At 70.0% G+C, this 21,913-nt stretch carries 21 protein-coding genes; 12 read left to right on the top strand and 9 right to left on the bottom strand.

The annotated features are described in order from the left end of the window. Nucleotides 1–36: 36 nt before the first annotated feature. Together D7V77_RS17870 and D7V77_RS17865 are read left to right on the top strand one after the other, a co-directional pair. Nucleotides 37–1,434, top strand: coding sequence for a M20/M25/M40 family metallo-hydrolase (locus D7V77_RS17870; protein WP_171812879.1), 1,398 nt, complete (start codon nucleotides 37–39; stop codon nucleotides 1,432–1,434). 28 nt (nucleotides 1,435–1,462) lie between these two features. Next, entirely contained in the window at nucleotides 1,463–2,488 is a 1,026-nt protein-coding gene (locus tag D7V77_RS17865) for a hypothetical protein (RefSeq protein WP_120577496.1), read from the top strand. A gap of 25 nt (nucleotides 2,489–2,513) precedes the next feature. On the opposite strand, the gene pip is transcribed toward D7V77_RS17865, so the two are convergent. Together pip and D7V77_RS17855 are read right to left on the bottom strand one after the other, a co-directional pair. Further along, nucleotides 2,514–3,479, bottom strand: a complete 966-nt coding sequence (pip, locus tag D7V77_RS17860) for a prolyl aminopeptidase (RefSeq protein ID WP_120577495.1) — start codon at nucleotides 3,477–3,479, stop codon at nucleotides 2,514–2,516. A gap of 314 nt (nucleotides 3,480–3,793) precedes the next feature. After that, a complete protein-coding gene (locus D7V77_RS17855) occupies nucleotides 3,794–4,975 on the bottom strand; it encodes a small ribosomal subunit Rsm22 family protein (RefSeq protein ID WP_120577494.1) in 1,182 nt (393 codons plus the stop codon). 58 nt (nucleotides 4,976–5,033) lie between these two features. On the opposite strand from D7V77_RS17855, the gene D7V77_RS17850 reads away from it, so the two are divergent. From D7V77_RS17850 to D7V77_RS17840, 3 genes are read left to right on the top strand one after another with little or no spacing between them, the layout of a single operon-like run. Then, nucleotides 5,034–6,044: an ATP-binding cassette domain-containing protein gene (locus tag D7V77_RS17850; protein ID WP_120577493.1), complete on the top strand. Its 1,011-nt coding sequence runs from the start codon at nucleotides 5,034–5,036 to the stop codon at nucleotides 6,042–6,044. Then, entirely contained in the window at nucleotides 6,041–6,847 is an 807-nt protein-coding gene (locus tag D7V77_RS17845; RefSeq protein ID WP_120577492.1) for an ABC-2 family transporter protein, read from the top strand. The genes D7V77_RS17850 and D7V77_RS17845 overlap by 4 nt, the downstream gene beginning before the upstream one ends. Before the next feature lie 7 nt (nucleotides 6,848–6,854). Then, complete coding sequence (locus D7V77_RS17840) at nucleotides 6,855–7,649, top strand: ABC transporter permease (RefSeq protein WP_120577506.1); 795 nt, start codon at nucleotides 6,855–6,857, stop codon at nucleotides 7,647–7,649. 4 nt (nucleotides 7,650–7,653) lie between these two features. Here the strand turns inward: D7V77_RS17840 and D7V77_RS17835 are convergent, their stop codons facing one another. After that, a complete protein-coding gene (locus D7V77_RS17835) occupies nucleotides 7,654–8,574 on the bottom strand; it encodes an MBL fold metallo-hydrolase (RefSeq protein WP_233597075.1) in 921 nt (306 codons plus the stop codon). A gap of 131 nt (nucleotides 8,575–8,705) precedes the next feature. Here D7V77_RS17835 and D7V77_RS17830 point away from each other — a divergent pair, with 131 nt between their 5' ends. Continuing rightward, nucleotides 8,706–10,880, top strand: a complete 2,175-nt coding sequence (locus D7V77_RS17830) for a kelch repeat-containing protein (RefSeq protein WP_233597074.1) — start codon at nucleotides 8,706–8,708, stop codon at nucleotides 10,878–10,880. A 46-nt stretch (nucleotides 10,881–10,926) separates the two neighbouring features. Here D7V77_RS17830 and D7V77_RS17825 read toward each other — a convergent pair whose 3' ends face one another. After that, nucleotides 10,927–11,832, bottom strand: coding sequence for a helix-hairpin-helix domain-containing protein (locus tag D7V77_RS17825; protein WP_120577490.1), 906 nt, complete (start codon nucleotides 11,830–11,832; stop codon nucleotides 10,927–10,929). Nucleotides 11,833–11,973: 141 nt separating this feature from the next. Between D7V77_RS17825 and D7V77_RS17820 the strand changes: the two genes are divergently transcribed. Continuing rightward, nucleotides 11,974–13,119, top strand: coding sequence for a hypothetical protein (locus D7V77_RS17820; RefSeq protein WP_147452091.1), 1,146 nt, complete (start codon nucleotides 11,974–11,976; stop codon nucleotides 13,117–13,119). A 36-nt stretch (nucleotides 13,120–13,155) separates the two neighbouring features. Here D7V77_RS17820 and D7V77_RS17815 read toward each other — a convergent pair whose 3' ends face one another. Together D7V77_RS17815 and D7V77_RS17810 are read right to left on the bottom strand one after the other, a co-directional pair. Continuing rightward, nucleotides 13,156–13,809 (bottom strand): glutathione S-transferase family protein, encoded by a 654-nt coding sequence (locus tag D7V77_RS17815; protein ID WP_120577504.1) that lies wholly within the window; start codon nucleotides 13,807–13,809, stop codon nucleotides 13,156–13,158. 33 nt (nucleotides 13,810–13,842) lie between these two features. Beyond that, nucleotides 13,843–14,241, bottom strand: a complete 399-nt coding sequence (locus D7V77_RS17810; RefSeq protein ID WP_120577503.1) for a RidA family protein — start codon at nucleotides 14,239–14,241, stop codon at nucleotides 13,843–13,845. Between the two features lie 120 nt (nucleotides 14,242–14,361). Here D7V77_RS17810 and D7V77_RS17805 point away from each other — a divergent pair, with 120 nt between their 5' ends. Further along, nucleotides 14,362–15,990 carry a peptide chain release factor 3 gene (locus tag D7V77_RS17805; protein ID WP_120577488.1) on the top strand — a complete coding sequence of 543 codons (1,629 nt, stop codon included), beginning with the start codon at nucleotides 14,362–14,364 and terminating at the stop codon, nucleotides 15,988–15,990. A gap of 41 nt (nucleotides 15,991–16,031) precedes the next feature. On the opposite strand, the gene D7V77_RS17800 is transcribed toward D7V77_RS17805, so the two are convergent. Next, nucleotides 16,032–16,574, bottom strand: coding sequence for a hypothetical protein (locus D7V77_RS17800; RefSeq protein WP_120577487.1), 543 nt, complete (start codon nucleotides 16,572–16,574; stop codon nucleotides 16,032–16,034). 44 nt (nucleotides 16,575–16,618) lie between these two features. On the opposite strand from D7V77_RS17800, the gene D7V77_RS17795 reads away from it, so the two are divergent. Then, nucleotides 16,619–18,124, top strand: coding sequence for a carboxypeptidase M32 (locus D7V77_RS17795; protein ID WP_120577486.1), 1,506 nt, complete (start codon nucleotides 16,619–16,621; stop codon nucleotides 18,122–18,124). A 14-nt stretch (nucleotides 18,125–18,138) separates the two neighbouring features. Here the strand turns inward: D7V77_RS17795 and D7V77_RS17790 are convergent, their stop codons facing one another. Both D7V77_RS17790 and D7V77_RS17785 read right to left on the bottom strand, forming a co-directional pair. Then, entirely contained in the window at nucleotides 18,139–18,495 is a 357-nt protein-coding gene (locus D7V77_RS17790) for a hypothetical protein (RefSeq protein ID WP_120577485.1), read from the bottom strand. Between the two features lie 191 nt (nucleotides 18,496–18,686). Further along, nucleotides 18,687–19,856, bottom strand: coding sequence for a ribonuclease D (locus tag D7V77_RS17785; RefSeq protein WP_120577484.1), 1,170 nt, complete (start codon nucleotides 19,854–19,856; stop codon nucleotides 18,687–18,689). A 65-nt stretch (nucleotides 19,857–19,921) separates the two neighbouring features. On the opposite strand from D7V77_RS17785, the gene ttcA reads away from it, so the two are divergent. The 3 genes from ttcA to D7V77_RS17770 all read left to right on the top strand — a co-directional run. Continuing rightward, entirely contained in the window at nucleotides 19,922–20,779 is an 858-nt protein-coding gene (gene ttcA, locus D7V77_RS17780; protein ID WP_120577483.1) for a tRNA 2-thiocytidine(32) synthetase TtcA, read from the top strand. Next, nucleotides 20,758–21,582 (top strand): tellurite resistance TerB family protein, encoded by an 825-nt coding sequence (locus D7V77_RS17775; RefSeq protein ID WP_120577482.1) that lies wholly within the window; start codon nucleotides 20,758–20,760, stop codon nucleotides 21,580–21,582. Before ttcA ends, D7V77_RS17775 begins: the two co-directional genes overlap by 22 nt. A 12-nt stretch (nucleotides 21,583–21,594) precedes the next feature. Further along, on the top strand, nucleotides 21,595–21,913 hold a 319-nt coding region (locus tag D7V77_RS17770; RefSeq protein WP_147452090.1), incomplete at its 3' end, for a PhnD/SsuA/transferrin family substrate-binding protein.

The following is a 21,913-nucleotide window of genomic DNA, read 5'->3' as shown; positions in this document are numbered from 1 at the left end:
CACGTGCCTGCTCGGCTTTTGGGTTAAGGGGTGGGCATGTCCACCAATCCCGCGCTGTCCCATTTCGAGGCCCACAAGGCCGCGTACCTGGAGGACCTCAAGGCCCTCGTACGCATACCCAGTGTGTCCTTTCCGGGGTTCGACGCCGCCCTCGTACGCAAGAGCGCGGAGGCCACCGCGGCCCTGTTGAAGGACCGTGGGTTTGAAAACGTTCAACTGCTCGAAATCGAGGGCGCGCATCCGTATGTCTATGGCGAGGTGCTCAAGGCGCCGGGCCGTCCCACGCTCCTCCTCTACGCGCACCATGACGTGCAGCCCGCGGGAGACGAAGCAGCCTGGAAGAGCCCGCCCTTCGAGCCCGAGGAGCGCGACGGCCGCCTGTACGGACGCGGCGCGGCGGACGACAAGGCAGGCATCGTCGTGCACACCTCCGCCGTGGACGCGTGGCTCAAGAGCACCGGCCAACTCCCACTCAACGTGAAGGTCATCATCGAGGGCGAGGAGGAGGCGGGCAGTGACCACCTGGGTGCATTTCTCCAGAAGCACGCGAAGCTGGTGGCGGCGGACGCCATCGTGTTGACGGACACGACGAACTTCGACACGGGTCTGCCGTCCATCACCACGGCGCTGCGCGGACTGGTGACGGTGGACGTGGAGGTGCGGGGGCTGCAGCAGGCGGTGCACTCCGGCATGTGGGGTGGGCCCATTCCGGATCCGGCGATGGCGCTGTGCCGGATGCTGGCGTCGCTGACGCACGCGGATGGCACCATCGCGATTGAAGGCGTGATGGAGCAGGTGAAGCCGCTGACGGAGGCGGAGCGCCAGAGCATCCAGGCGCTGCCCGGCGACGACGCGACCTTCCGCGAGCAGGTGGGCCTGCGCGAGGGCGTGCAGCTGCTGGGCGGTGGGCGGCACCCCTGGGAGACGAACTGGCGTCAGCCGAGCCTGGCCATCAACGCCATCCAGGCCAGCAGCCGCAAGGACGCGCGCAACATCGTGGTGGAGTCCGCGTGGGCGCGCGTGGGCATCCGCGTGGTGCCGGACATGGATCCGGAGGACGTGCAGCGCCGGCTGGTGGCGCACCTGAAGAAGGTGTGCCCGTGGGGCCTGGAGCTGGAGATCCGCGAGGACCAGGCATCCGGCTGGTGGTACACGGATTCGTCGCATCCGGCGTTCCAGGCGGCGTTCCGCGCGCTGGAGAAGGGCTACGCGAAGAAGCCGGTCACCATCGGGTGCGGTGGCTCGATTCCGTTCGTGGAGCCGTTCGCGAAGGAGCTCGGCGGCGTGCCCGCGCTGCTCATCGGCGTGGAGGATCCGTACACGTACGCCCATTCGGAGAACGAGAGCCTGCACCTGGGCGACTGGGAGAAGGCCATCCGCTCCGCCATCCACCTCTACGAGGAGCTGGCCAAGTCGCTGACCCCTCGCGGCTGAGCGGGGAATGGGGTGGAGTGCGCGCCTCATGCGCTCACCCCGTCCCGTCTGGAGTGTCCTCGCCGTCCTGAGCTGTGTCCTGTCCTCCACGGGGGCCCTGGGAGCGGAAGCGCCCTGGGCCGTCGTGCTGGGTCAGGACGCGAATGCGCCCGCGCTGTCCAAGAAGCTGGCCGAGCTGAAGAAGGACCGCGCGCTGGCGTGGGTGAAGCCGGCGAAGGGCTTCCCCAAGGTGATGGCCGCGAAGGCGCTTCCGGGGCTCGAAGAGGGGCAGCAGTTCGCGGTGCTGGGCGTGTGCGGCACGAAGGAGGACGCGGACCGCGCGATGGCCCTGGTGCTGCCCTGGGCGCAGGACGCGTCCGTGCGGCAGCTGACCGGCACCGCCGCGCTGTCGTGCCCCACGCCCAACGCGCTGAAGTCGCCGCTCAAGACGGACGCGAAGGTGGCGGCCTCGCATCCTTTCCCGAACGCGCCGGGCCTGGTGCTCACCGAGCACCGGTTGAACCCGCGCACGGTGATGGAGTGCCAGTCCTCGGACCTGCTCTTGCGCGTGGCTCAGGGGCCGGCCGTGCTGGCGGAGGTCCTGATGAAGGGTCGGTGCGTGGGGCCGTGCACGCCGGAGGCTCAAGCCCAGGCGAAGGAGCGCGTCATGGCGCTTCAGGCCCAGGCGAAGCAGGGCAGCACGACGGCGGAGCTGCTCCTCAAGGACAGTGCCACGAGCTGCATGGCCCGGGATGCACGCGTCCAGAAGGTGGTCACCGACCTGGGGATGCCCATGGCGGTGGTGGCCGTTGGCTCGTCCATCGTGAGCATGAAGAAGCCGGACGGCGTCCTGATGGCGCCGGGCTGCGGGAAGCTGGTGGAGTCGCCCTCCCTGACGGAGCCCGGGGCGGACGACCTGTCGCTGGTGGAGCTCATGGCGGATCAGCCGGGACCGGAAGCGTGGAAGCGCTTCAACGTCTCCACGGCGGGCCAGCACGTGGCCCATCTCGTGTGGAACGCCCGCAAGTGCGAGTGGCAATCGGACGCCCCGGAGCCCGAAGGCCAGGACATGTGACGTCCTGGCCCGTGCCCGCGGCCCGTCACAGGCCGCGGAAGCGGTCCGTGGCTTCGATGAGCGCGGAGGTGTTGCCGGGCTCGTTGGCGGAGTGGCCCGCGTCCGGCACGATGACGAACTGGGCCTCCGGCCACGCGCGGTGCAGGGCCCACGCGCTCTCCGGCGGGCACACGACGTCGTAGCGGCCCTGCACGATGACGGTGGGGATGTGCCGGATGCGGTGCACGTCGTCCAGCAGCTGGGTGTCCGTGCGCAGGAAGCCCTTGTTCACGAAGTAGTGGCACTCGATGCGCGCGAAGGCGATGGCGAAGTCGTCGCCCGCGTTGCGCGCGATGAGCTCCGCGTTGGGGTACAGGCAGCTGGTGCGGCCCTCCCAGACGCTCCACGCCTTCGCGGCCTCCTGCTGTGAATGCTTGTCGTCACCCATCAGCCGCTTCGCGTAGGCCTGGAGCAGGTCGCCGCGCTCTTCCTCGGGGATGGGCGCGAGGAAGTGCTCCCACGCGTCCGGGAACATCGCGCTCGCGCCGCGCTGGTAGAACCAGTCGATCTCCTGCTTGCGCAACAGGAAGATGCCGCGCAGCACCAGCTCCGTGACGCGCTCCGGGTGGGCCTCCGCGTACGCGAGCGACAGGGTGCTGCCCCACGAGCCACCGAAGAGCATCCAGCGCTCCAGGTCCAGGTGCTCGCGCAGCCGCTCCATGTCCGCCACCAGGTCCCAGGTGGTGTTCTCAATCAGGCTGGCGTGCGGCGTGCTGCGGCCACAGCCTCGCTGATCAAAGAGGATGATGCGGTACACGCTGGGGTCGAAGAAGCGGCGCTGCTTCGGGTCGGTGCCGCCGCCCGGGCCGCCGTGCACGAACACCACGGGTTTGCCCTTCGGATTGCCGCTCTCCTCGAAGTGCACCGTATGGCCACCGGTGACCTTCAGCTGGCCGGTGCGGTAGGGCTCGATGGAGGGATAGAGCGTTCGCAGCGGCGTGGGTGCGGGCACGGGGTTCCTTCCTTGGGAATGGGGTGCGGCGCAACCTAACAACAGACGGCGCCCACGGGGCGAGCCGTTCAGAGATACCACGTCAGCCCGAGAACGAGTCGCCACGGTCCTCCTTCGAGGATGGTGCCTCGCTGATGCGGGCCGCCATCGCGCTCCTGGAAAATTTCACACCAGAGCGGTCAGGCATGGTCGTCGTGTGGGCCGCGCCGGAGGCGAGGAGGACGGGCAGCGTGAAGCGACTGCGGGGCACGGGGCCTCCGGGGGAGGGACTGCTTCCTCCTACGGAGCGGCCACCGTGCCCTGGTCGTCCGCGCTCAGGGCTTCGGCGGTTCCGGCGGCTTGGGCGCGGGCGGCACGCCGCGTCCGGCCTGGGCCACCATGCGCACCTCGGCGTTCTCCCCGAGCGCGAAGCCGTCGCCCTTCGTCTCCAGGTCCGTCGCCTCGATGACGTCTCCGCGCTGGAGGTGGAAGAACTTCTCGTTCTTCTCCGAGCGGTGGCGCTCCTGCATCGCCAGGCCCACGCGCCCCTCCGGTCCGCAGCCGATGTAGCGCTGGCGGCCCTTGCCCTCCAGCGACTCGCTGACGATGCGGAACAGCCGGCCCGGCGGAGGCTCCGGCCACGGCTCGCCCTTGGGCGCCAGCAGCAGGTAGCTCATCTTGAGCGATTCCTTGTGGAAGCCCGCCACGCGCGCCAGCTCCTCCACCACGCGAGGCATGGGCCACGCGCGCTCGGCGTGGCACCAGTCCGTCTCCTTCACCAGCGCGGGGCAGGCGCCGCGATACATGCACGGCGCGCGGATGGCGTAGCCGCGCTCCACCATCAGGTCGCGCACCTTGAGCAGGTTGCGGCTCGTCTCGCGCAGCGCGGGCTCCATCACCAGCAGGCTGCCGCCCTTCTTCACCTTCGCGAGCACCGACTCCAGCAGCGCCGCGCGCGGCTTCAGCGCTTCATCCGTCGCGCCGTACAGCTCGTTCACGACGTGTCCCATCGTGATGAGGTCGTACTGGCCATCCGGCAGCGTGGCGTTCTTCTTCATCGGATCCCACTCGCGCGTGGCCATGGCCTCGCCGGCCTCCGTGGCCAGCTCGCGCGCCAGGTTCAGCGCGGGCTTGCTGCGGTCCGCGGCCGTCACTTCGCTGGCGCCCGCGTCCATGGCCGCGAAGGCCACCGGGCCCGGGCCGCTGCCCAGGTCCAGCACCTGCCGCGGGCGGTTCGGCAGCTCACCCAGCACCTGGCGCGCCTGGGCGTAGGACACCGGCCAGTAGAAGAGGAGGTAGGCGCCCAACAGGCGCGGGTCGTCCATGTACCGGGCGCCGGCCAGCTGGCGCTCGCGGGTGAGGCCGTGCGACAGCTGCTTCACGCCCGCGCCCACCTCCTTGACCTCCTGCGGCGTGAGGCGTCCTTCCGGCCCGTCCTCTCGACCCCGGGACGCGCGCCACACGGAGATGAGCCGGGGCAGCCATCGCTCCAGGTCCTTGCTGTATGCGTTGCTCATCGTTGCCTTCACATCAGGGGTCGCCACCCGGAGGCGACCGCGTTAAACCCATCCCGCCATGATTTCCGTCCGAGGACTGCGCAAGCACTATCAGGTCCACAAGCGCCCGCCTGGCCTGAAGGCGGCCCTGCGCTCGCTCGTCCACCGCAGCTACACGACCGTCAAGGCCGTGGACGGTATCTCCTTCGACATCAAGCCCGGGGAGCGCGTGGGCTTCCTGGGCCCCAACGGCGCGGGCAAGACGACGACGCTCAAGGTGCTCGCCGGCCTGCTCCACCCGTCCGAGGGTGAAGTCACCGTGGATGGCCACGTGCCCCGGCTGCGCGAAGAGGCGTTCCTCAAGAAGATCATGCTGGTGATGGGGCAGAAGCAGCAGCTCCTGTGGGACCTGCCTCCGTCGGAGACGTTCGAACTCAACCGCGCCATCTACGACGTGCCCCGCCTCCAGTACAAGCAGACGCTGGATGAGCTGGTGTCGCTGCTGGAGCTGGGGGACCTCATCGGCAAGCCCACGCGGCAGCTCAGCCTGGGGGAGCGGATGAAGTGCGAGCTGGCGGCGGCCCTCATCCACCGCCCCCGGGTGCTCTTCCTGGATGAGCCCACCATCGGCCTGGACGTGTCCATGCAGGTGACGATGCGCGCGTTCATCAAGGCCTACAACGAGCAGACGGGCGCCACGCTCATCCTGACCAGCCACTACATGGACGACGTGGCGGCGCTCTGCCCGCGCGTCATCGTCATCGACAAGGGGCAGCTGTCCTACGACGGCAGCCTGGACGCGCTGGTGCAGCGCGTGCGCCCGGAGAAGCGCGTGGTGCTGCGGCTGGGCCAGCCGGTGGACGCAAGCCTGCTGGCTTCGCTGGGCAAGGTGGTGTCGCACGAGCCGGGTTCGGCGGTGCTCCAGGTGCAGCAGGACGCGGTGAACGCCACGGTGGGCCGCGCGCTGTCCACGCTGCCGGTGACGGACCTGACGGTGGAGAACGCGCCCCTGGAAGAGGTGATGAGCGAGCTGTTCCAGGAGAGCAAGGCGCGCCGGGCGGAGGCCGCCCGGGAGGCGGTGCCAGCGTGAGCCTGCGCACGGCCCTCAAGGCGCTGCCCACGATGCTGCGCATCGGCTTCTCCGAGGCGGTGGCCTACCGCGCGGAGATGATCATCTGGGTGCTGGCCACCACCATGCCGCTCATCATGCTGGCCCTGTGGTCGGCGGTGGCGCGCGGTGGGCCGGTGGGCCGCTTCGGGCAGGCGGAGTTCACGGGCTACTTCCTCGCGGCCTTCTGCGTGCGGCAGATGACCAGCTCCTGGGTGGCGTGGCTGGTCAGCTACGAGGTGAAGCAGGGCACGCTGGCGATGCGGCTCCTGCGGCCCATCTCCCCGCTGCTGTCGTACGCGACGGAGGTGCTGGCGGGCATTCCGCTGCGCGTCGCCATCGTCCTGCCCGTGCTGGGCATCAGCGTGTGGGTGGCGGGCGCCGAGCGCGCCGTGCCCACGTCGCTGGGAGGCTGGGGGCTGTTCGCGCTGGGCATCGTGGGCGCGTGGCTGATCACGTTCTATTTGAACGTGTTGCTGGGCACGCTGAGCCTGTTCCTGGAGAGCAGCCAGAAGCTGATGGAAGTCTACATGGTGCTGTTCTTCGTCTGCTCCGGGTACATGTTCCCGGTGGAGTTCTTCCCGCCCGGCGTGCGCACCGTCATGGAGTGGTTGCCGTTCCGCTACCAGATGGGGCTGCCGGTGGAGCTGATGACGGGGGCGCACGCGACGAAGGAGGCGTGGGAGTTGCTGGCCGCGCAGTGGACGTGGGTGCTGGGCCTGGGCGTGGTGTCCATGGCTGTCTGGCGGCGGGGCCTGGCGCGCTTCGCGGCGTTCGGAGGGTAGGGCGGTGGTGAACGCGAAGCGCTACCTGCGCCTGCTGGGCGTGCAACTGAAGGCCTCCGGGCTCCTGGCATTGCAGTACCGCGCGGACTTCCTGGCGGAGGGGCTGACGTCGTTGGCATGGACGTTCACCGCGCTGGCGCCGCTGTTCGTCGTCTTCAACGCGCGGCCCAGCATCGAGGGGTGGACGTTCCAGGAGTCGCTGCTGGTGGTGGGCTGGTTCACGTTGCTCCAGGGCGTGCTGGAGGGCGCCATCAGCCCCAGCCTCACGGGCATGGTGGAGCACATCCGCAAGGGCACGCTGGACTTCGTGTTGCTCAAGCCCGCGGACGCGCAGTTCCTGGTGTCCACGCAGCGCTTCCTGCCGTGGCGCGCGGTGAACGTGCTGTCCGGCGTGGGGCTGTTCGTCTACGCGTTCGTGTCGCTGGGGCGCTGGCCGTCGCTGCCGGGCGTGTTCGCGTCGCTGGTGTTGCTCGGGACGAGCATGCTCATCCTGTATTCGATGTGGATCCTCGTGGTGAGCGCGGCCTTCTTCGTGGTGAAGGTGGACAACCTCACGTACCTGTTCACGTCCATCTTCGACGCGGCCCGCTGGCCGTCCTCGGTGTTCCGGGGCTCGCTGGCGTGGGTGTTCACCTTCATCATCCCGCTGGCGCTGATGACCACCTTCCCCGCGCTCGCGCTGCTGGGCCGGCTGCCGTGGACCTGGCTCGTGGGCGCGGTGGTGGGCTCGGTGGCGTTCGCGGCAATGGCGCGTTGGGTGTGGCTGATGTCCATCCGCCACTACACGTCCGCGAGCAGCTGAAGCCTCAGGGCCGCCGGGGCGCCTGCCGGGCCCACTCCGCGCGCACCAGGTGGGGGAGCAGCTTGTCGTAGGCATGGCCGGGGTAGCGCTCCTTCAGCTTCGCCTCCACCGCCGCGAGTGGATCCCCGCTGGGGTGTTCCGAGCGCCGCTCGCGGGTCACTTCCTCTCGCACGGCCTGGACGTAGGCGGTCTGCGCGTCCAGCAACTCCGGGCCGCCGGGCAGGCCGCGCCCCGGGTGGATCCACTTCGGTTTCAAGGCGCGCAGTTCGTCCAACCGCTGGAGCCACTCGGTGGTGTCGCCGCCTTCGAACCAGGTGTGCGTGTCCCGCGCGACGAGGTCGCCGGTGAAGAGGTGGCCCTCCCATTCCACGACGACGTGGGCCGCGCTGGAGCCCGCGCCCAGGACGTGGGCCTTCAGCGTGACGCCCGCCGCGCTCAGCTCCCGGGTGCTGTCGCCGAAGCTGTCCGCGAGCACGAGCTCCCGGGGGTAGCGGCCGTTCCAGTACTGCTTGAAGAGGGAGGGCGCCCACTTCTCGTGGACGGCGGGAATGCGCTCGCGCACCGGGCCGGAGGTGACGACCGGGACTCCCAACTCCTTGAGCAGGGCCGTGCCGTTGAAGCTCTCCGGATTCGCGTGGAGGACGATGGCGAGCTTCGCCTCCTTGCCGGTGGCGTCCTTCGCGAACGCCAGCTCCTTGCGCAGCGCGGAGGGCAGCAATTGCGTGTCGATGAGGACCAGGCCCTCCGGACCTTCAATCCAATAGGACGCGGTCTGGAGTGACCACTGGGAGGAGATGTATTCGCCGACCCGGAGGTCGCCCTGCTCCTGGAGGGAGCGGGAGCGGTAGTGGGTCTCGACGACAGGCTGGGTCGCGCCGCAGCCCCACAGGACAACGGCCAGCGCGGCGGCGAGAATCATTCTCATGAATCCCGATGATACCTGCGGGTGCTGATTGATAGGAATTCCGTTGTTGTATTTCCTTCGTCTGGGTTAAGGGGCCGCCCCCCCATGCGGTGAAAGCCGCATCCCCCATGAAGTGAAGGAAGTCCCCCTCGATGACCCGTATCCGTTTTCACGGCCTGCTGGCCGCGCTCGCGCTTGCGTTCGCGACAGCCTGTGCCCCCGAAGCTCCGTCTTTCATTGACGCTCCCTCCACCTCCGCCTCTCGCCTGGACGCGTCCTCGTGGGGCAGCGCCGGCACCATGGCTTCCGTGCGCGTGGATGCCACGGCCACCCTGCTGCGCAATGGCTATGTGCTCGTCGCGGGCGGGGGCACGTCCGCCGCGGAGCTGTATGATCCGCGCACCAGCCGCTGGTTCTCGCTGGGCGCCATGGCCACGAGCCGCCAGCGCCACACCGCCACGCTGCTGGCCTCCGGCAAGGTGCTGGTCGTGGGTGGAGGCACCTCCGTGCTGGCCTCTGCCGGCGCGGAGCTCTTCGACCCGGACACCAACAGCTGGTCCGCGGCGACGGGACTGGACCTGCCCCGCACCCAGCACACCGCGACGCTGCTCCCTGATGGCCGGGTGCTGGTGGCGGGCGGCGACAGCGGCTTTGGCAACGCGCTGTCCAGCGTGATGCTCTACTCCCCCGCGACCCATTCCTGGTCCGTCACCGGCCCGATGAGCGCGGCCCGCCTGGGCCATGCGGCGACGCTGCTGCCGGATGGGCAGGTGCTGGTGACGGGCGGGCGGGACAGCGCCAACGGGAACGTGCTCGCGACGGCGGAGCGCTATGACCCCGCGACGGGCGCGTGGACGGCGGTGGGCTCCATGGTCACGCAGCGCACGGGGCACACGGCGACGCTGCTGCTCTCCGGGCAGGTGTTGGTGGCGGGCGGTTTCGCGGGCAGCCTCGCCACGAACACCTCCGAGTTGTTCGACCCGGGCACGGGCAGCTGGACGTCCCAGGGCGCGCTGCCGTCCCAGTCCGTCTTCCACACCGCGACGCTGCTCACCTCCGGGCAGGTGCTGGTGACGGGCGGCTCCACGGGCGGCCAGCCCTACCTGGACGGCGCCGCGCTCTACACGCCGGCCACCGGCGTCTGGACGGCGACGGCGACGATGGCCTCGCGCCGCATCAGCCACGCCTCCGCGCTGCTCCCGACGGGAGAGGTCCTCGTGTTGGGCGGAGTCCCCCAGGCGGGTTCGCGCAGTGCGTCCGCGGAGCGCTACCGCCCGTCAGTCCTGCCATGGAGCACGGCCGCGAGCCTCGGCTCCGCGCGCTCGCAGCTCAGCGCCACCCGGCTGAACACGGGCGACGTGCTGGTGGCGGGCGGGGCGTCCTCGTCGGGTGCCGCGCTCGTGAGCTCCGTGCTGTACGACGAGGCGACGAACAGCTGGCAGGACACCGGCTCGCTGCGCACCGCGCGCTTCCTGCACTCCGCCACGCCCTTGAATGACGGCCGCGTGCTGGTGAGCGGTGGGCAGCGGGACGCCTCCACCTGGCTGTCCGCCACGGAGGTGTACGCGCCCGCCACGGGGACCTGGACGCTGGTGGGAGACCTGGGGACGGGGCGGGCCCGTCACACCGCGACGCTGCTCCCGGTCTCCGGCCAGGTGCTGGTGACGGGTGGCGCGTCGGGCTCGAGCACGTCCTCCACGCTCGCCAGCGCGGAGCTGTTCAATCCGGCCACGGGCACATGGAGCGCCACGGGCGCCATGGGACACGCGCGCACGTACCACACGGCCGTGCCGCTGCCTTCGGGCGAGGTGCTGGTGATGGGTGGCAGCTCCACCGGGGCGGACGCCATCACCGCGAGCGCGGAGTTGTTCAATCCGGCCACGGGCACGTGGCGGCCCACGGCGTCCATGGCGGTGGCGCGCTACGGCCACATCGCGGTGCCGCTGGGCAATGGCAGCCAGGTGCTGGTGGCGGGCGGCTGGGGCGTGGGTGGGCCGCTGCGCTCGGCGGAGCTGTACGACGTCGCGCAAGGCACCTGGAAGACCGTGGCGTCCATGAACATGCCGCGCTACCTGCCGCACGCCACGGCGCTGGCCACGGGCCGCGTGCTGGTGGTGACAGGGGAGGGCGGCTCGGGGCTGGGCGTGCTCGACTCCTCGGAGGTGTATGACGTCGCGATGAACGCGTGGACGCCCGCGGGCATCCAGTCCACGCGCAACACGCACCACGGCCTGGCCCTGCTGCCCTCCGGGCGCGTGCTGGTCGCGGGCGGCAGTGGAAGCGGCGGCGCGCGCTCCGCTGTCGACGTGTACACACCGGCGCCTTGAGCCGAGGCACACGGGGCGGGCTCATGCGCTGCCGCCTGCCCCGTGTTCAGGCCCCCGCGTGCGGTGCTTCGTGCGCCGCGCCCCCGCGGGCGTAGTACGCGAGGCATTCGTCCTCGCGCCCGCGCACCACGCGTCTGCCATTGAGCGGGCCGGCGTGGGAGGTCACCACCGTGCACTGACCTTCCACGTCGCCCTGGTCGTAGTAGAGGACCACCCAGTCATCCGTGGCGTTCTGCTGGTGCGCCAGCGCCGTGTTGGAGAACAGCGCGCGGAAGTTCCAGTCGTCCACGTGCTCGCGCAGCACCGGCAGCCAGGCCTCGCCAGAGGGATTGAAGCGCTTGGGCGCGATGCGACGCAGCTCTCCGTCCTCCGCTCTCCGCCGGTAGTCCGCGTCCACCCGTAGCAGCAGCGCCACGGTGGGTCGCGGTCCGTCTTCTCGCCCGTGCTCCCGTCCCCGCTCGCGCTCGCGCCGGTTGCGCCCCAGCCGCGCCGCCAGCACCTCGCGCACCTGCTCCGCGCGCCGGGGCCCGAATCCCTCCACCCGTTCCAGACGCCCGTCGTGCGCGGCCAGCTCCAGTGCCTCCAGCGTGGTGATGTCCAACGCTTCATGGATGCGCTTCGCCAGCTCCGGTCCGATGCCGGGCACGCTGGCGAGCAGGCCCTCGGGGGACGCTTCACCCTCCAGCCGATCGAGCAGCCCCACGTGCCCCGTGCGCACCAGCTCCGCGACCGTCGCCGCGATGCTCTTTCCCACGCCGGGCAACGCCCGCAGGCCCGCCTCTCCCTCCGCCGCCAGCACCTGCGCGACAGAGTCCGGCCAGTTCGCGATGGTCGCCGCCGCCTTGCGGTAGGCCCCTATCCGGAAGGGCATCGCGTCCTGCGTTTCCAGCAGGTCCGCCACCCGCTCCAGCGCGTCCGCGATGTCGATGTTGCTCTTCCATTCGACGCCCATGGTCCGTGAAAGGTAGGGGCTCCCCGGGAGGGCGGCCACCCCGTGAGCCGACACCCGCGCACATGGCGGCAGCCCACAGGGAAAATTCCCCGCCCCGCAACCGCGCCGGGTCCACCGGGTTGGAAGGAACAGCAGGCAGTCATGCGAACCTGTTCGACCTGGAGGATGACGATGCGCTGGAACAAGACGTTGGCGGTGGGTGCGGCACTGGTGCTTTCGACGGCGTGCGGCGGGGTGGATGATCAGGAGGCGGTGGCGTCCCTGCCGGACTTCGCGGGCACGTCGCTGGAGATCAACACGAGCGCGCTCGCGCAGGACGGCGCCGCGCTCGTGGCCCAGGACCTGATGCAGGTGGAGGCCTCGCTCGACGGGCAGGGCGCCGCGATGCTGGAGGGCGCCCGCCTGGAGGTGAAGGCGCTCAACGACACGCTCCGGCAGGTGCTGGTGCCCATCGCGGACCTGGCGAAGCAGTCCGCCAACGAGCAGCCCGGTGAGGTGCTGGTGTACGGCCCCACCGACCGCGCCAACGCCACCTTCACGCTCTCCATCCGCGAGGGCACGGGCGGGCGCTACCAGTGGAAGCTGGAGGCCCGTCCGCTGAACAGCAAGGACGACGTCGCCTACAAGCTCATCGCCGCGGGCGCGCTCAAGCGCAGTGGTGACGCGCACCGCGGCCGGGGCACGCTGGCCATCTCCCTGGACAACCTCAAGGCGGTGGCCCCGGCCTACGCGGGCCAGGGCAAGCTGATGATGTCGTTCGCCCACTTCGGCAAGGGCAGCAAGTCGCTGGCGTACCGGCTGGCCAGCTTCACCCCGAACCCCGCCACGCACGAGGCCGTCACCGGCGCCTTCGTGGGACACAAGATTGAAGCCACCGGCGTCACCCGCGTGCGCGTGCTCGGCCCGTACAACCTGCCCGGCACCGCGACCTCCGCGAAGGAGAAGGTGCTCTCCTCCGTGCGCCACATCCCCGGCTCCGGTGGCCGCGTGGACGTGCGCGCCTGGGGCGGCGACATCGCTGCGAACACCTACTACGTGGGCAGCGCCTGCTGGGACTCGCAGGAGAAGGAGGTCTACCGTGTCCTCCTGCAGTGCTCGGACTCGGGCAGCCCGGCGAACTGCACGGAGGTGGCCGGCAGCCGCGTGGGCAGCTTCCAGGCCTGCCCCGCGGTGGAGCTTCGCGGCGACGTGACGCCCCCGGAGGGCACCGGCGACGCCGTGACGCCCGAGCCCGGCAACCCCGGCGCGCCGGACGACGTGCCCACCGACGTCACCCCCGACTTCTGAGCCCAGGGCGGCCCGCTCGGCGAAACCAGGCGGCCGTCACCCGGTCGGAGTGGCGGCGTTGAACACCGCCAGTTGCGCGGCGAACGCGCGCTGGTAGGCCGGGCGCGCTTCGGCGCGGGCGATATAGGCGGCGAGGTTCGGATACGCGTCGACAATGCCCGACCCCTGCGCCCTGCGCAGGACCGTCACCATGAGGAGGTCGGCCGCGCTGAAGGCGCCGTCGAGCCAGTCGGCGGCGCCGAGGTGCGCGGAGAGGTCGTCCAACCGCTTCCGGATGAGGTCGTCCAGCGCGCGCAGGCGATGCTCGTACCAGGGCTGGTCTCGCTCGAGAATCATCACCAGGCTGCGGTCGAAGATGGGCGGCTCGACCGTGTTGAGCGACGCGAACATCCACCCGACTGCGCGAGCGCGGCCATTCGCATCTTCCGGCAGCAGGCCGGCATGGCGATCCGCGATGTGGAAGACAATCGCGCCGGACTCGAACAGGGCGAGCTCGCCCTCCTCGTAGGTTGGAATCTGACCGAACGGATGCAGCGCCTTGTGCGCGGGCTGCTTCATGGCCTCGAACGACAGCAGGCGGACGTCGTAGGGCTGGCCCACCTCTTCCAGCGCCCAGCGCACCCGCATGTCCCGCGCCAGGCCCCTGCCGCGATCCGGCGAGCGTTCAAAGGCGGTGATGGTGATGGTCATGTCCTGCTCCTGCATGTCTGGGGGCCTGGGCCGTCAGGGTAGGGCGGATGCCACCACCGCGTCCGCTTCGATTTCCACCAGCATCCGCGGGTCGATGAGCGCCTTCACCTCCACCATGGAGGTGGCGGGGCGGATGGCCGCGAACACCTCGCCGTGGGCACGGCCAATCTCCTCCCAGCGGGAGATGTCGGTGACGTACATGCGCGTGCGCACCACGTCCTCCACCCGGGCACCCACCGCCTCCAGGGCGGCGCGGATGTTGGCGAGCGCCTGGGCCGCCTGCCGGTATGCGTCCCCTTCACCCACGAGCTGGCCGTCCGCGTCCGTGGCGGTGGTGCCGGAGACGGACACGAAGGGGCCCGTGCGCACCGCCCGCGAGTAGCCCACCCGGGGCTCCCAGGGGGTGCCGGTGGCATGGAGGATGCGCTGCATGGCGTGCTCCGATGTGGGCCTGAGGGAGGGCTGCCCCGGAGGGCCGGAGCCCGGCCAGACCTCCAGGCGCTGCTTGCACAGCTGCAAGGAACGACCGCCCGTGATAGTTGGCCTCGGATCATGGCCAACGAGCTCGAGAGGGAGGTCGCCCGGCGACGGACCTTCGCCATCATCTCCCACCCCGACGCGGGAAAGACAACCCTGACGGAGAAGCTGCTGCTGTACGGCGGCGCCATCCATCTGGCCGGCAGCGTGAAGGCCAAGAAGGCGCGGCGGCACGCGACCAGCGACTGGATGGAGCTGGAGAAGGAGCGCGGCATCTCCGTCACCTCGTCCGTGCTCCAGTTCAGCTACCGCGACCACGCGGTGAACCTGCTGGACACCCCGGGCCACCAGGACTTCTCCGAGGACACCTACCGCACGCTGTCCGCCGCCGACGCGGCGGTGATGCTCATCGACGCGGCGAAGGGCGTGGAGCCCCAGACGAAGAAGCTCTTCAAGGTGTGCCGCCTGCGCGGCATCCCCATCTTCACCTTCGTCAACAAGCTGGACCGCTACGGCCGCGAACCGCTGGAGCTGATGAACGAGCTGGAGCAGGTGCTCGGCATCCGCTCGTACCCCATGAACTGGCCCATTGGCATGGGGCCGGAGTTCCGGGGCGTCTACGACCGGCAGGCGCGCGTGGTGCACGTGTTCTCCACGGAGGGCTCGCACGGCGAGTCGGAAGTGGCGGAGCGCTCGGTGTCCATCGACTCGCCTGAAATCAAGACGGTGCTCACGGAGAACGAGCTGGCGAAGCTCCAGGAGGACATCGAACTGCTGGACATCGGCGGGGACGAGTTCACGCGCGAGAAGTCGGACGTGGGGCAGCTGTCGCCCATGTTCTTCGGCAGCGCGATGACCAACTTCGGCGTGCGGCCCTTCCTGGACGCGTTCCTGGACCTGGCGCCCGCGCCCACGTCGCGCCCCACCACGCAGGGCCCGCGCGAGCCCACGAACCCGAAGTTCGCGGGCTTCGTCTTCAAGATTCAAGCGAACATGGACCCCGCGCACCGCGACCGCATCGCGTTCATGCGCGTGGTGTCCGGCCGCTACGTGAAGGGCATGAACGCCTTCCACTCGCGCCTGGGCAAGGAGGTGCGGCTCGCGAAGCCCAGCCAGTTCCTCGCCGCCGAGCGCACGTCCATTGAAGACGCGTGGCCGGGGGACGTCATCGGCCTGTTCGACCCGGGGCAGTACCGCATCGGTGACTCGCTGGCGGAGGGCGCGCAGGACGTGTTGTTCGAAGGCGTGCCGCGCTTCAGCCCGGAGTTCTTCGCGGTGGTGCGCTCCAAGGATCCGCTGCGCCGCAAGCAGATGGAGAAGGGCCTGGAGCAGCTGTCCGAAGAGGGCACGGTGCAGATCTTCCAGCAGCTCGCCATGGGCATGAAGGACCCCATCGTCGGCGTGGTGGGCGCGCTCCAGTTCGAAGTGCTCCAGTACCGCCTGGAGCACGAGTACGGCGCGAAGATCGCCCTGGACCGGCTGCCCTTCAGCCACGCCCGGTGGGTGGTGGGCCAGAACTTCGACCCGAAGTCGTTCGACTGGGAAGGCAACCGCCAGACGGTGCAGGACCGCGACGGGCTGCCCCTGGTGCTCTTCCGCGACGACTGGGCGCTCCAGCACGCCGAGGACAAGCACCCGGAGCTGAAGTTCGTCTCCGAGGCCCCGCTCCTGCGCCAGTCCGCGTCGTCAGCGGCCGGCAGCTAGGAACGCAAAGGGCCGGGGACACCCCCCGGCCCGGCAGCGGCTTACTTGTGCGGCACCACCGTGCCGCCTCGGAAGGCGGAGTCGCGCAGCACCAGGCCCTCCTTGCAGAGTCGCGCGGCGCGGTTGCCGACGAAGAAGTCCTTCGGGTCACCCCGGCGGAAGGTCTTCTTCACGAACTCCTCCACCTCCATGTAGAGGCGGCGGAACTTGTCCGGGGCGGCGTCGCGGCGGCCCGTCTGGGACGTCACCTCCAGCTCCACCCACATCTTCCCGCTGAGCAGCTCGCCCTCTTCGTTGCGGCGCGAGCGCTCGATGAAGATGACGGGCGAGCGCACCTCGTCGATGCGCCAGAAGCCCTTGTCCGGGCCGCGCTTCACCTTGTCCACCATGGCGGGGCCAATCTCGCTGGCCACCAGGTAGAGGTCCTCCTCCGGCAGGCGCGAGATGTTGTCCGGGTTGGCCCGGAAGGGTACCCAGTCCGGCGGCACGCGCCGGGGGTAGACCTCCAGGACGTGTCGCTCCAGGTGACGGAAGAAGGCGACCTCGTCGTCGGGTGCCATGAAGAATTGGAGGATGTTGGCCATCGCGGGCGTCCTCATACCCTGGAAGCGCGCTAGAAACACAGGCCATGGACTCCTGGCTGCGCGCACGGATGCATGAGCTGAACGACCTGAACAGCGTCATCAACCTGGCTTCCTGGGACCGGGAAGTCTACCTGCCCTCCAAGGCGGCCACCGCCCGCGCCCAGCAGATGGCCACCGTCCAGGCCATCCACCACGAGCGGCTGGTGGATCCGCGCCTGGGAGAGGCCCTGGCCCGCGCCGGGGAAGGGGGCCAGGACTTCGAGGCCCTCACGCCCGACGAGCGCGCCATGGTGCGAGTCCTCACCCGAGAGCGCGACCGCGCGGTGCGCCTGCCCGCCCGGCTGGTGACCGCGCTGGCGGAGGCCCAGGGCGAGGGCCTCCAGGCCTGGCGCGAGGCGCGCACCACGAAGCGCTTCGAGCGTTTCCAGCCCGCGCTGGAGGCGCTGCTGGCCTTGCGCCGTGAGCAGGCGGACGCGCAGGGCCACGACGGAGAGCGCTACGACGCACTGCTGGAAGGCTTCGAGCCCGGCATGCGCGTGAAGCGACTGACGCCGGTGCTCACCGCGCTGCGTGAGGCGCTCATCCCCATGGTGGCCGCGCTCGGCGAGCAGAAGCGGGCCTTCCCCGCGTTCCTCTCCGGCCGCACCTACGACACCGGCCAGCAGTGGCAGTTCACGATGCGGCTGCTCAAGGCCGTGGGCTTCGACCTGGAGTCGGGCCGCCAGGACGTGAGCATCCACCCCTTCACCAACAGCGTGCACGCGCAGGACGTGCGCCTCACCACGCGCCTGGATCCGGTGTGGCCGCCGGCCGCCCTCTTCGGCACGCTCCACGAGGCGGGCCACGGCCTGTACGAGCAGGGCTTCTCCCCGGAGCACCACCGCACGCCGCTGGCGTCCGTGCCCTCCATGGGCCTGCACGAGTCCCAGTCCCGCCTGTGGGAGAACCTGGTGGGCCGCGGCCGCGCCTTCTGGGTGAGCCACTTCCCCGCGCTGAAGGAGTCCTTCCCGGAGGCGCTGGCGGACGTGGACCTGGATGGCTTCCACGCGGGCATCAACCACGTGGTGCCGTCGCTCATCCGCGTGGAGGCGGACGAGGTGACGTACAACCTGCACATCGCCCTGCGCTACGAGCTGGAGCTGGCGATGCTGCGCGACGAGCTGCCCGTGTCGGAGCTGCCGTCCGCGTGGAACGAGCGCATGCGGCGCTACCTGGGGATGACTCCCCCGGACGACACGCAGGGCGTGCTCCAGGACATCCACTGGGCCTGGGGTGAGCTGGGCTACTTCCCCACGTACTCGCTGGGCAACCTGTACGCGGCCTCGCTGTACACCGCCGCGAACCGGGCGCTGCCGTCGCTGGAGGCGGACCTCGCGCGGGGCGACACGTCGTCACTGCTGGGGTGGCTGCGCACGAACCTGCACTCGCACGGCTTCCGGCTGCCCGCGGAGGAGCAGGTGCGAGCCATCACCGGCGAGGGGCTCACGGACCGGGACTTCCTCCAGTACCTGCGCGCGAAGTACGGCGCGCTGTACGGCATCAAGCTCTAGCGCCCTCTACAGCCTCAGGCCGCGAACACCAGCGGGCGGCACGCGCGCGCCAGGTGCAGCGCGTCCCTCGCGAGCGCGTGCGCGTCCGGGTCCTGCGCCTCCAGCCACGCGGCGCGGGCCACCTGGCTGCCCAGTTCGAAGCACAGGCTGGCGGTGCGGCGCGACAGGCGGCTCTCCTTCTGGAGCGCGCGCACGTTGAGCTCGCACAGCTCCGCGCACTGGCGCAGCAGGCGCACCGCGTCGTCATCCGCCGCGACGCCCTGGGCCCTCAGACGTGCCATGCCCGCCTCGCAGGCCGTCTGGCACTTCAGGCTGGCGGCGATGCACCGGGAGACCTCGATCCGCGCCCCGCCTGTCCTGGCTCCCAACATGACCACGCCCTCCCTCTGTGCGGCGTCAAAGGTACGCACGGACGCCGTTCTCGCAACCAGCACCGGAGCCGCAGATGAGGCCTGAACACCTGCGTTCCGGGGTCATGGACAGCGAGCCGGCAAGGGATGCAGAAGCGCCGCGCACGATTCGGCCGAAGCGTACAGCAGTTGCCTCTTCGTCGTGGTGAACGTCAGCTGCCTGGCACCGGAAAGGGCTTGAGCAACGCGATCAGCTTGTCGCCATACAGCTTGATCCGTTTTTCCCCGAAGTACGGCAGCTGCGAGAGCTCCGCGACGTCCGCGGGAGGCTTCGACGCCAGCGCGTCCATGAGCGGATTGGTGAGCACCACGCTGGGCGTCACCTTGCGTGCCGTGGCCTGCTCGACGCGGAACGCCTTGAGCGCGTCCTCGCGCTTGCGCCGGTGGGGGTCGCGCGGACCCTTGGGCTCGCGGTCGAGGTCCAGTTCGCCCCGGATGGCCTTCTGCTGCTGGTCGCGGATGAGGGCGAGGATGTCGTCGCCGTGCGCGCGCACCACCGCGCCCCGCACGCCGGCCGCGCGCGCCAGGTCCTTGTGCGTGTCCGGCTGCTTCAGGGCCAGGTCGGTGATGGCCATGTTGGACAGCATGCGGCCCATGGGCACGTTGTCCTTCTCCGCCCACTCCAGCCGCCGCTTGTGCAGCTCCTGCGCGATGGCATGCGCGAGCGCGTACTGCGTCGTGCTCAGGCCGCTCTTGGACAGCTTGGGCTTGTACTCGGCGCCCGTCTCCGGCCGGGCCTCGGCCTCCGCGCACATGCGCTCGCAGTCCAGCAGCACCTCCTCCAGGATGTCCGCCTCGCGGCACGCGTCGCGCACCTGGCGGCCCAGCTCACAGAGGTAGCGCACGTCGTTGGCGATGTAGTCGCGCATGCCCTCGGGCAGGGGACGCAGGGAGAAGTCGGACTGCTGGTGCTCCTTCGGCAGCTCGACGCCCAGCCGCTCGCGCGCCAGGTCCGCCAGGCCCACCTTGGGCCACCCGAGGAGCGTCACCGCGCGGTGTGTGTCGAAGAGGCCGCGCACGCGCACGCCCGCTTCCGCCAGGAACTGCAGGTCGCCCTGGGCGGCGTGGAAGTACTTGGTGCGCCCGGGGTCCTCCATCATGGGGGAGAGCAGGCGCGGATCCACGCCCGGCTGGAGCGTGTCGAAGAGGAAGATGTCCGTGTCGGTGCCCAGCTGGAGGAAGCACAGGCGGGCGCGGAAGGCGTGCATGGCATCCGCCTCCAGGTCCACCGCCACTTCCGGCGCGGCCTCCAGCACCCGCGTGGCGGCTTCCTCGCCCGCGCGGTCCACCACGTCCACTGCACCCTGAGGGAAGGTCGGCATCGCGGGGAGCAGGCTAGCGGACCGGCCCGCCCCTTTGACGTGTTTTTTCCCGAACCGCCGCTAGGATGGCCCCGCCGATGAACGACGCCCAACGTCTTGAAAAGAGCCTGCTTGGCCACATGGGCCGGGCCATCGCGGACTTCCGCCTCATCGAGGCCGGGGACCGCATCATGGTGGGCGTGTCGGGAGGCAAGGACTCCTACACGATGCTCCACCTGCTGCGAGAGCTGCAGCGGCGAGCCCCCGTGAAGTTCGACTTGCTGGCCGTGAACCTGGACCAGGGTCACCCGGGCTTCCCCGGTCACATCCTGGAGGGCTACTTCCAGAAGGAGGGCTACGCCTACAAGATGCTGAAGGAGGACACCTACAGCATCGTCCTGGAGAAGACCCCGCCCGGGAAGACGCAGTGCTCGGTGTGCTCACGCCTGCGCCGGGGCATCCTCTACAACGCCGCCGTGCACCTGGGCTGCAACAAGATTGCCCTGGGCCACCACCGCGACGACCTCATCCACACGATGCTCCTGAACATGTTCTTCGCCGGGAGCCTCAAGGCGATGCCGCCGCTCTTGAAGAGCGACGACGGCCGCAACGTGGTCATCCGGCCGCTGTGCTACGCGCCGGAGAAGGAGATCATCCAGTTCGCGGAAGCGAAGCAGTTCCCCATCATCCCCTGTGACCTGTGCGGGTCGCAGGAGAACCTGCAGCGCAAGCGGATGCAGAAGCTGGTGGAGGACCTGGGCAAGGAGATCCCCAACGTCCGCCAGAGCCTGCTCAACGCGATGTCGAACGTGCGGCCCACGCACCTCTTGGACAAGACGCTGAACCCGGACCCGCTGAACGCGACGGAAGACGGGCCCGCGGTCACCCCCCCCACCACCGACACGCAAGGGAGCGCCAGTCCATGGCTCGAGAGCAGGCAGTAAAGGCGCGCAAGGAGCGCAACGCGGCGCTGGTGGAAGCCATGTTGCTGGCCGCGATGGCGGACGGCAACGTGTCCCAGCGCGAGATGCAGACGTTGCTGGCACGAGTGCTGGAGCGCCCGGAGTTCGAGGGCACGCAGTCCGGTGAACTGAACCTGCTGGTGGAGACCAGCGCCGTGCGGCTGGCGGAGGCGCGCAACCTGGAGGACGTCCTCTCCTCGCTGCGCCGGCGGCTGCCGGACCACAAGAACCGGATGCTGGCCTTCGGCCTGGCGGCGGCGGTGGCGCTGGCGGATCAGCGGGCCACCCGCTCGGAGCTGGGGCTGCTGAAGACGTTCCAGGCGGCGCTGGGCATCTCCGAGGACGAGGTCGCGCAGATCATCGACGTCATCGAACAGGGGGGCAGCCTGTCGGAGGCGCTGGGCGAGCCCCTGGAGCGGCTGTTCGCGGAGGTGATGGTCCTGGTGCTGGCGGCGGACGGCCAGCTGAAGGAGGCGGAGGCGCGCGCGATGGTGGAGAGCTTCGCGGCGGATCCGCTCTTCCAGAACGTGAGCCCGGAGCGAGCGCAGGGCTTCGTGAGCGAGTCCGTGGCGGCGCTGGCCACGGACGGGCTGCCGCAGCGGCTTCATGTCCTGGCGCACGGGCTGGCCACGCACTCCCAGCGGGTGAAGGCCTACCAGCTGGCCACGAAGATCGCCCATGCGTCCGGGCGGACGAGCACCGCGGAGCAGCGGATCCTGGATCTGCTCCAGGCAACGTTCGGTCTTGCGGACGATGAAGTGGCGCGGTTGGACCAGCAGGGGTAAGCAGGGAATTGTATGACCCCGCAAGTTCCCTCTGGTTCGCGCCACTCCTTCCGTTTCGGCCTGCCGCCGTCCTTGGGCAGCGAGACGGCGCGCGAGCGTGCGGAACGGCTCGCGTCGTTCCTGCAGCGCGCGTTGGGCAAGCTGGTGGAGGTGAACGTCGCCACCAGCTACGAGACGCTGGCCAAGGACCTCTTGTCCGGGCGAGCGGACGCGGCCTGGGCGCCGCCCTTCGTGTGCGCGCGCATGGAGGCCATGGGCGTGCGGGTGCTGACGCGCGGGGTGCGCCGGGGCATGTCCAGCTACCGCTCCGCGCTGGTGGGGCGGGCGGGCT

The organism is Corallococcus sp. CA041A (assembly GCF_003612075.1).
Taxonomy (GTDB): domain Bacteria; phylum Myxococcota; class Myxococcia; order Myxococcales; family Myxococcaceae; genus Corallococcus; species Corallococcus exiguus.
Note: the sequence above shows the minus strand (reverse complement) of the source record. Positions and strands in the feature narration are given on the sequence as shown.

Coding starts and splice junctions, on each gene's coding strand:
- D7V77_RS17870 (WP_171812879.1), top strand. CDS start 37: ATGTCCACCAATCCCGCGCTGTCCCATTTCGAGGCCCACAAGGCCGCG.
- D7V77_RS17865 (WP_120577496.1), top strand. CDS start 1,463: ATGCGCTCACCCCGTCCCGTCTGGAGTGTCCTCGCCGTCCTGAGCTGT.
- D7V77_RS17855 (WP_120577494.1), bottom strand. CDS start 4,975: ATGAGCAACGCATACAGCAAGGACCTGGAGCGATGGCTGCCCCGGCTC.
- D7V77_RS17850 (WP_120577493.1), top strand. CDS start 5,034: ATGATTTCCGTCCGAGGACTGCGCAAGCACTATCAGGTCCACAAGCGC.
- D7V77_RS17835 (WP_233597075.1), bottom strand. CDS start 8,574: ATGAGAATGATTCTCGCCGCCGCGCTGGCCGTTGTCCTGTGGGGCTGC.
- D7V77_RS17830 (WP_233597074.1), top strand. CDS start 8,706: ATGACCCGTATCCGTTTTCACGGCCTGCTGGCCGCGCTCGCGCTTGCG.
- D7V77_RS17825 (WP_120577490.1), bottom strand. CDS start 11,832: ATGGGCGTCGAATGGAAGAGCAACATCGACATCGCGGACGCGCTGGAG.
- D7V77_RS17820 (WP_147452091.1), top strand. CDS start 11,974: ATGCGAACCTGTTCGACCTGGAGGATGACGATGCGCTGGAACAAGACG.
- D7V77_RS17815 (WP_120577504.1), bottom strand. CDS start 13,809: ATGACCATCACCATCACCGCCTTTGAACGCTCGCCGGATCGCGGCAGG.
- D7V77_RS17810 (WP_120577503.1), bottom strand. CDS start 14,241: ATGCAGCGCATCCTCCATGCCACCGGCACCCCCTGGGAGCCCCGGGTG.
- D7V77_RS17805 (WP_120577488.1), top strand. CDS start 14,362: ATGGCCAACGAGCTCGAGAGGGAGGTCGCCCGGCGACGGACCTTCGCC.
- D7V77_RS17800 (WP_120577487.1), bottom strand. CDS start 16,574: ATGGCCAACATCCTCCAATTCTTCATGGCACCCGACGACGAGGTCGCC.
- D7V77_RS17795 (WP_120577486.1), top strand. CDS start 16,619: ATGGACTCCTGGCTGCGCGCACGGATGCATGAGCTGAACGACCTGAAC.
- D7V77_RS17790 (WP_120577485.1), bottom strand. CDS start 18,495: ATGTTGGGAGCCAGGACAGGCGGGGCGCGGATCGAGGTCTCCCGGTGC.
- D7V77_RS17785 (WP_120577484.1), bottom strand. CDS start 19,856: ATGCCGACCTTCCCTCAGGGTGCAGTGGACGTGGTGGACCGCGCGGGC.
- ttcA (WP_120577483.1), top strand. CDS start 19,922: ATGGCCCCGCCGATGAACGACGCCCAACGTCTTGAAAAGAGCCTGCTT.
- D7V77_RS17775 (WP_120577482.1), top strand. CDS start 20,758: ATGGCTCGAGAGCAGGCAGTAAAGGCGCGCAAGGAGCGCAACGCGGCG.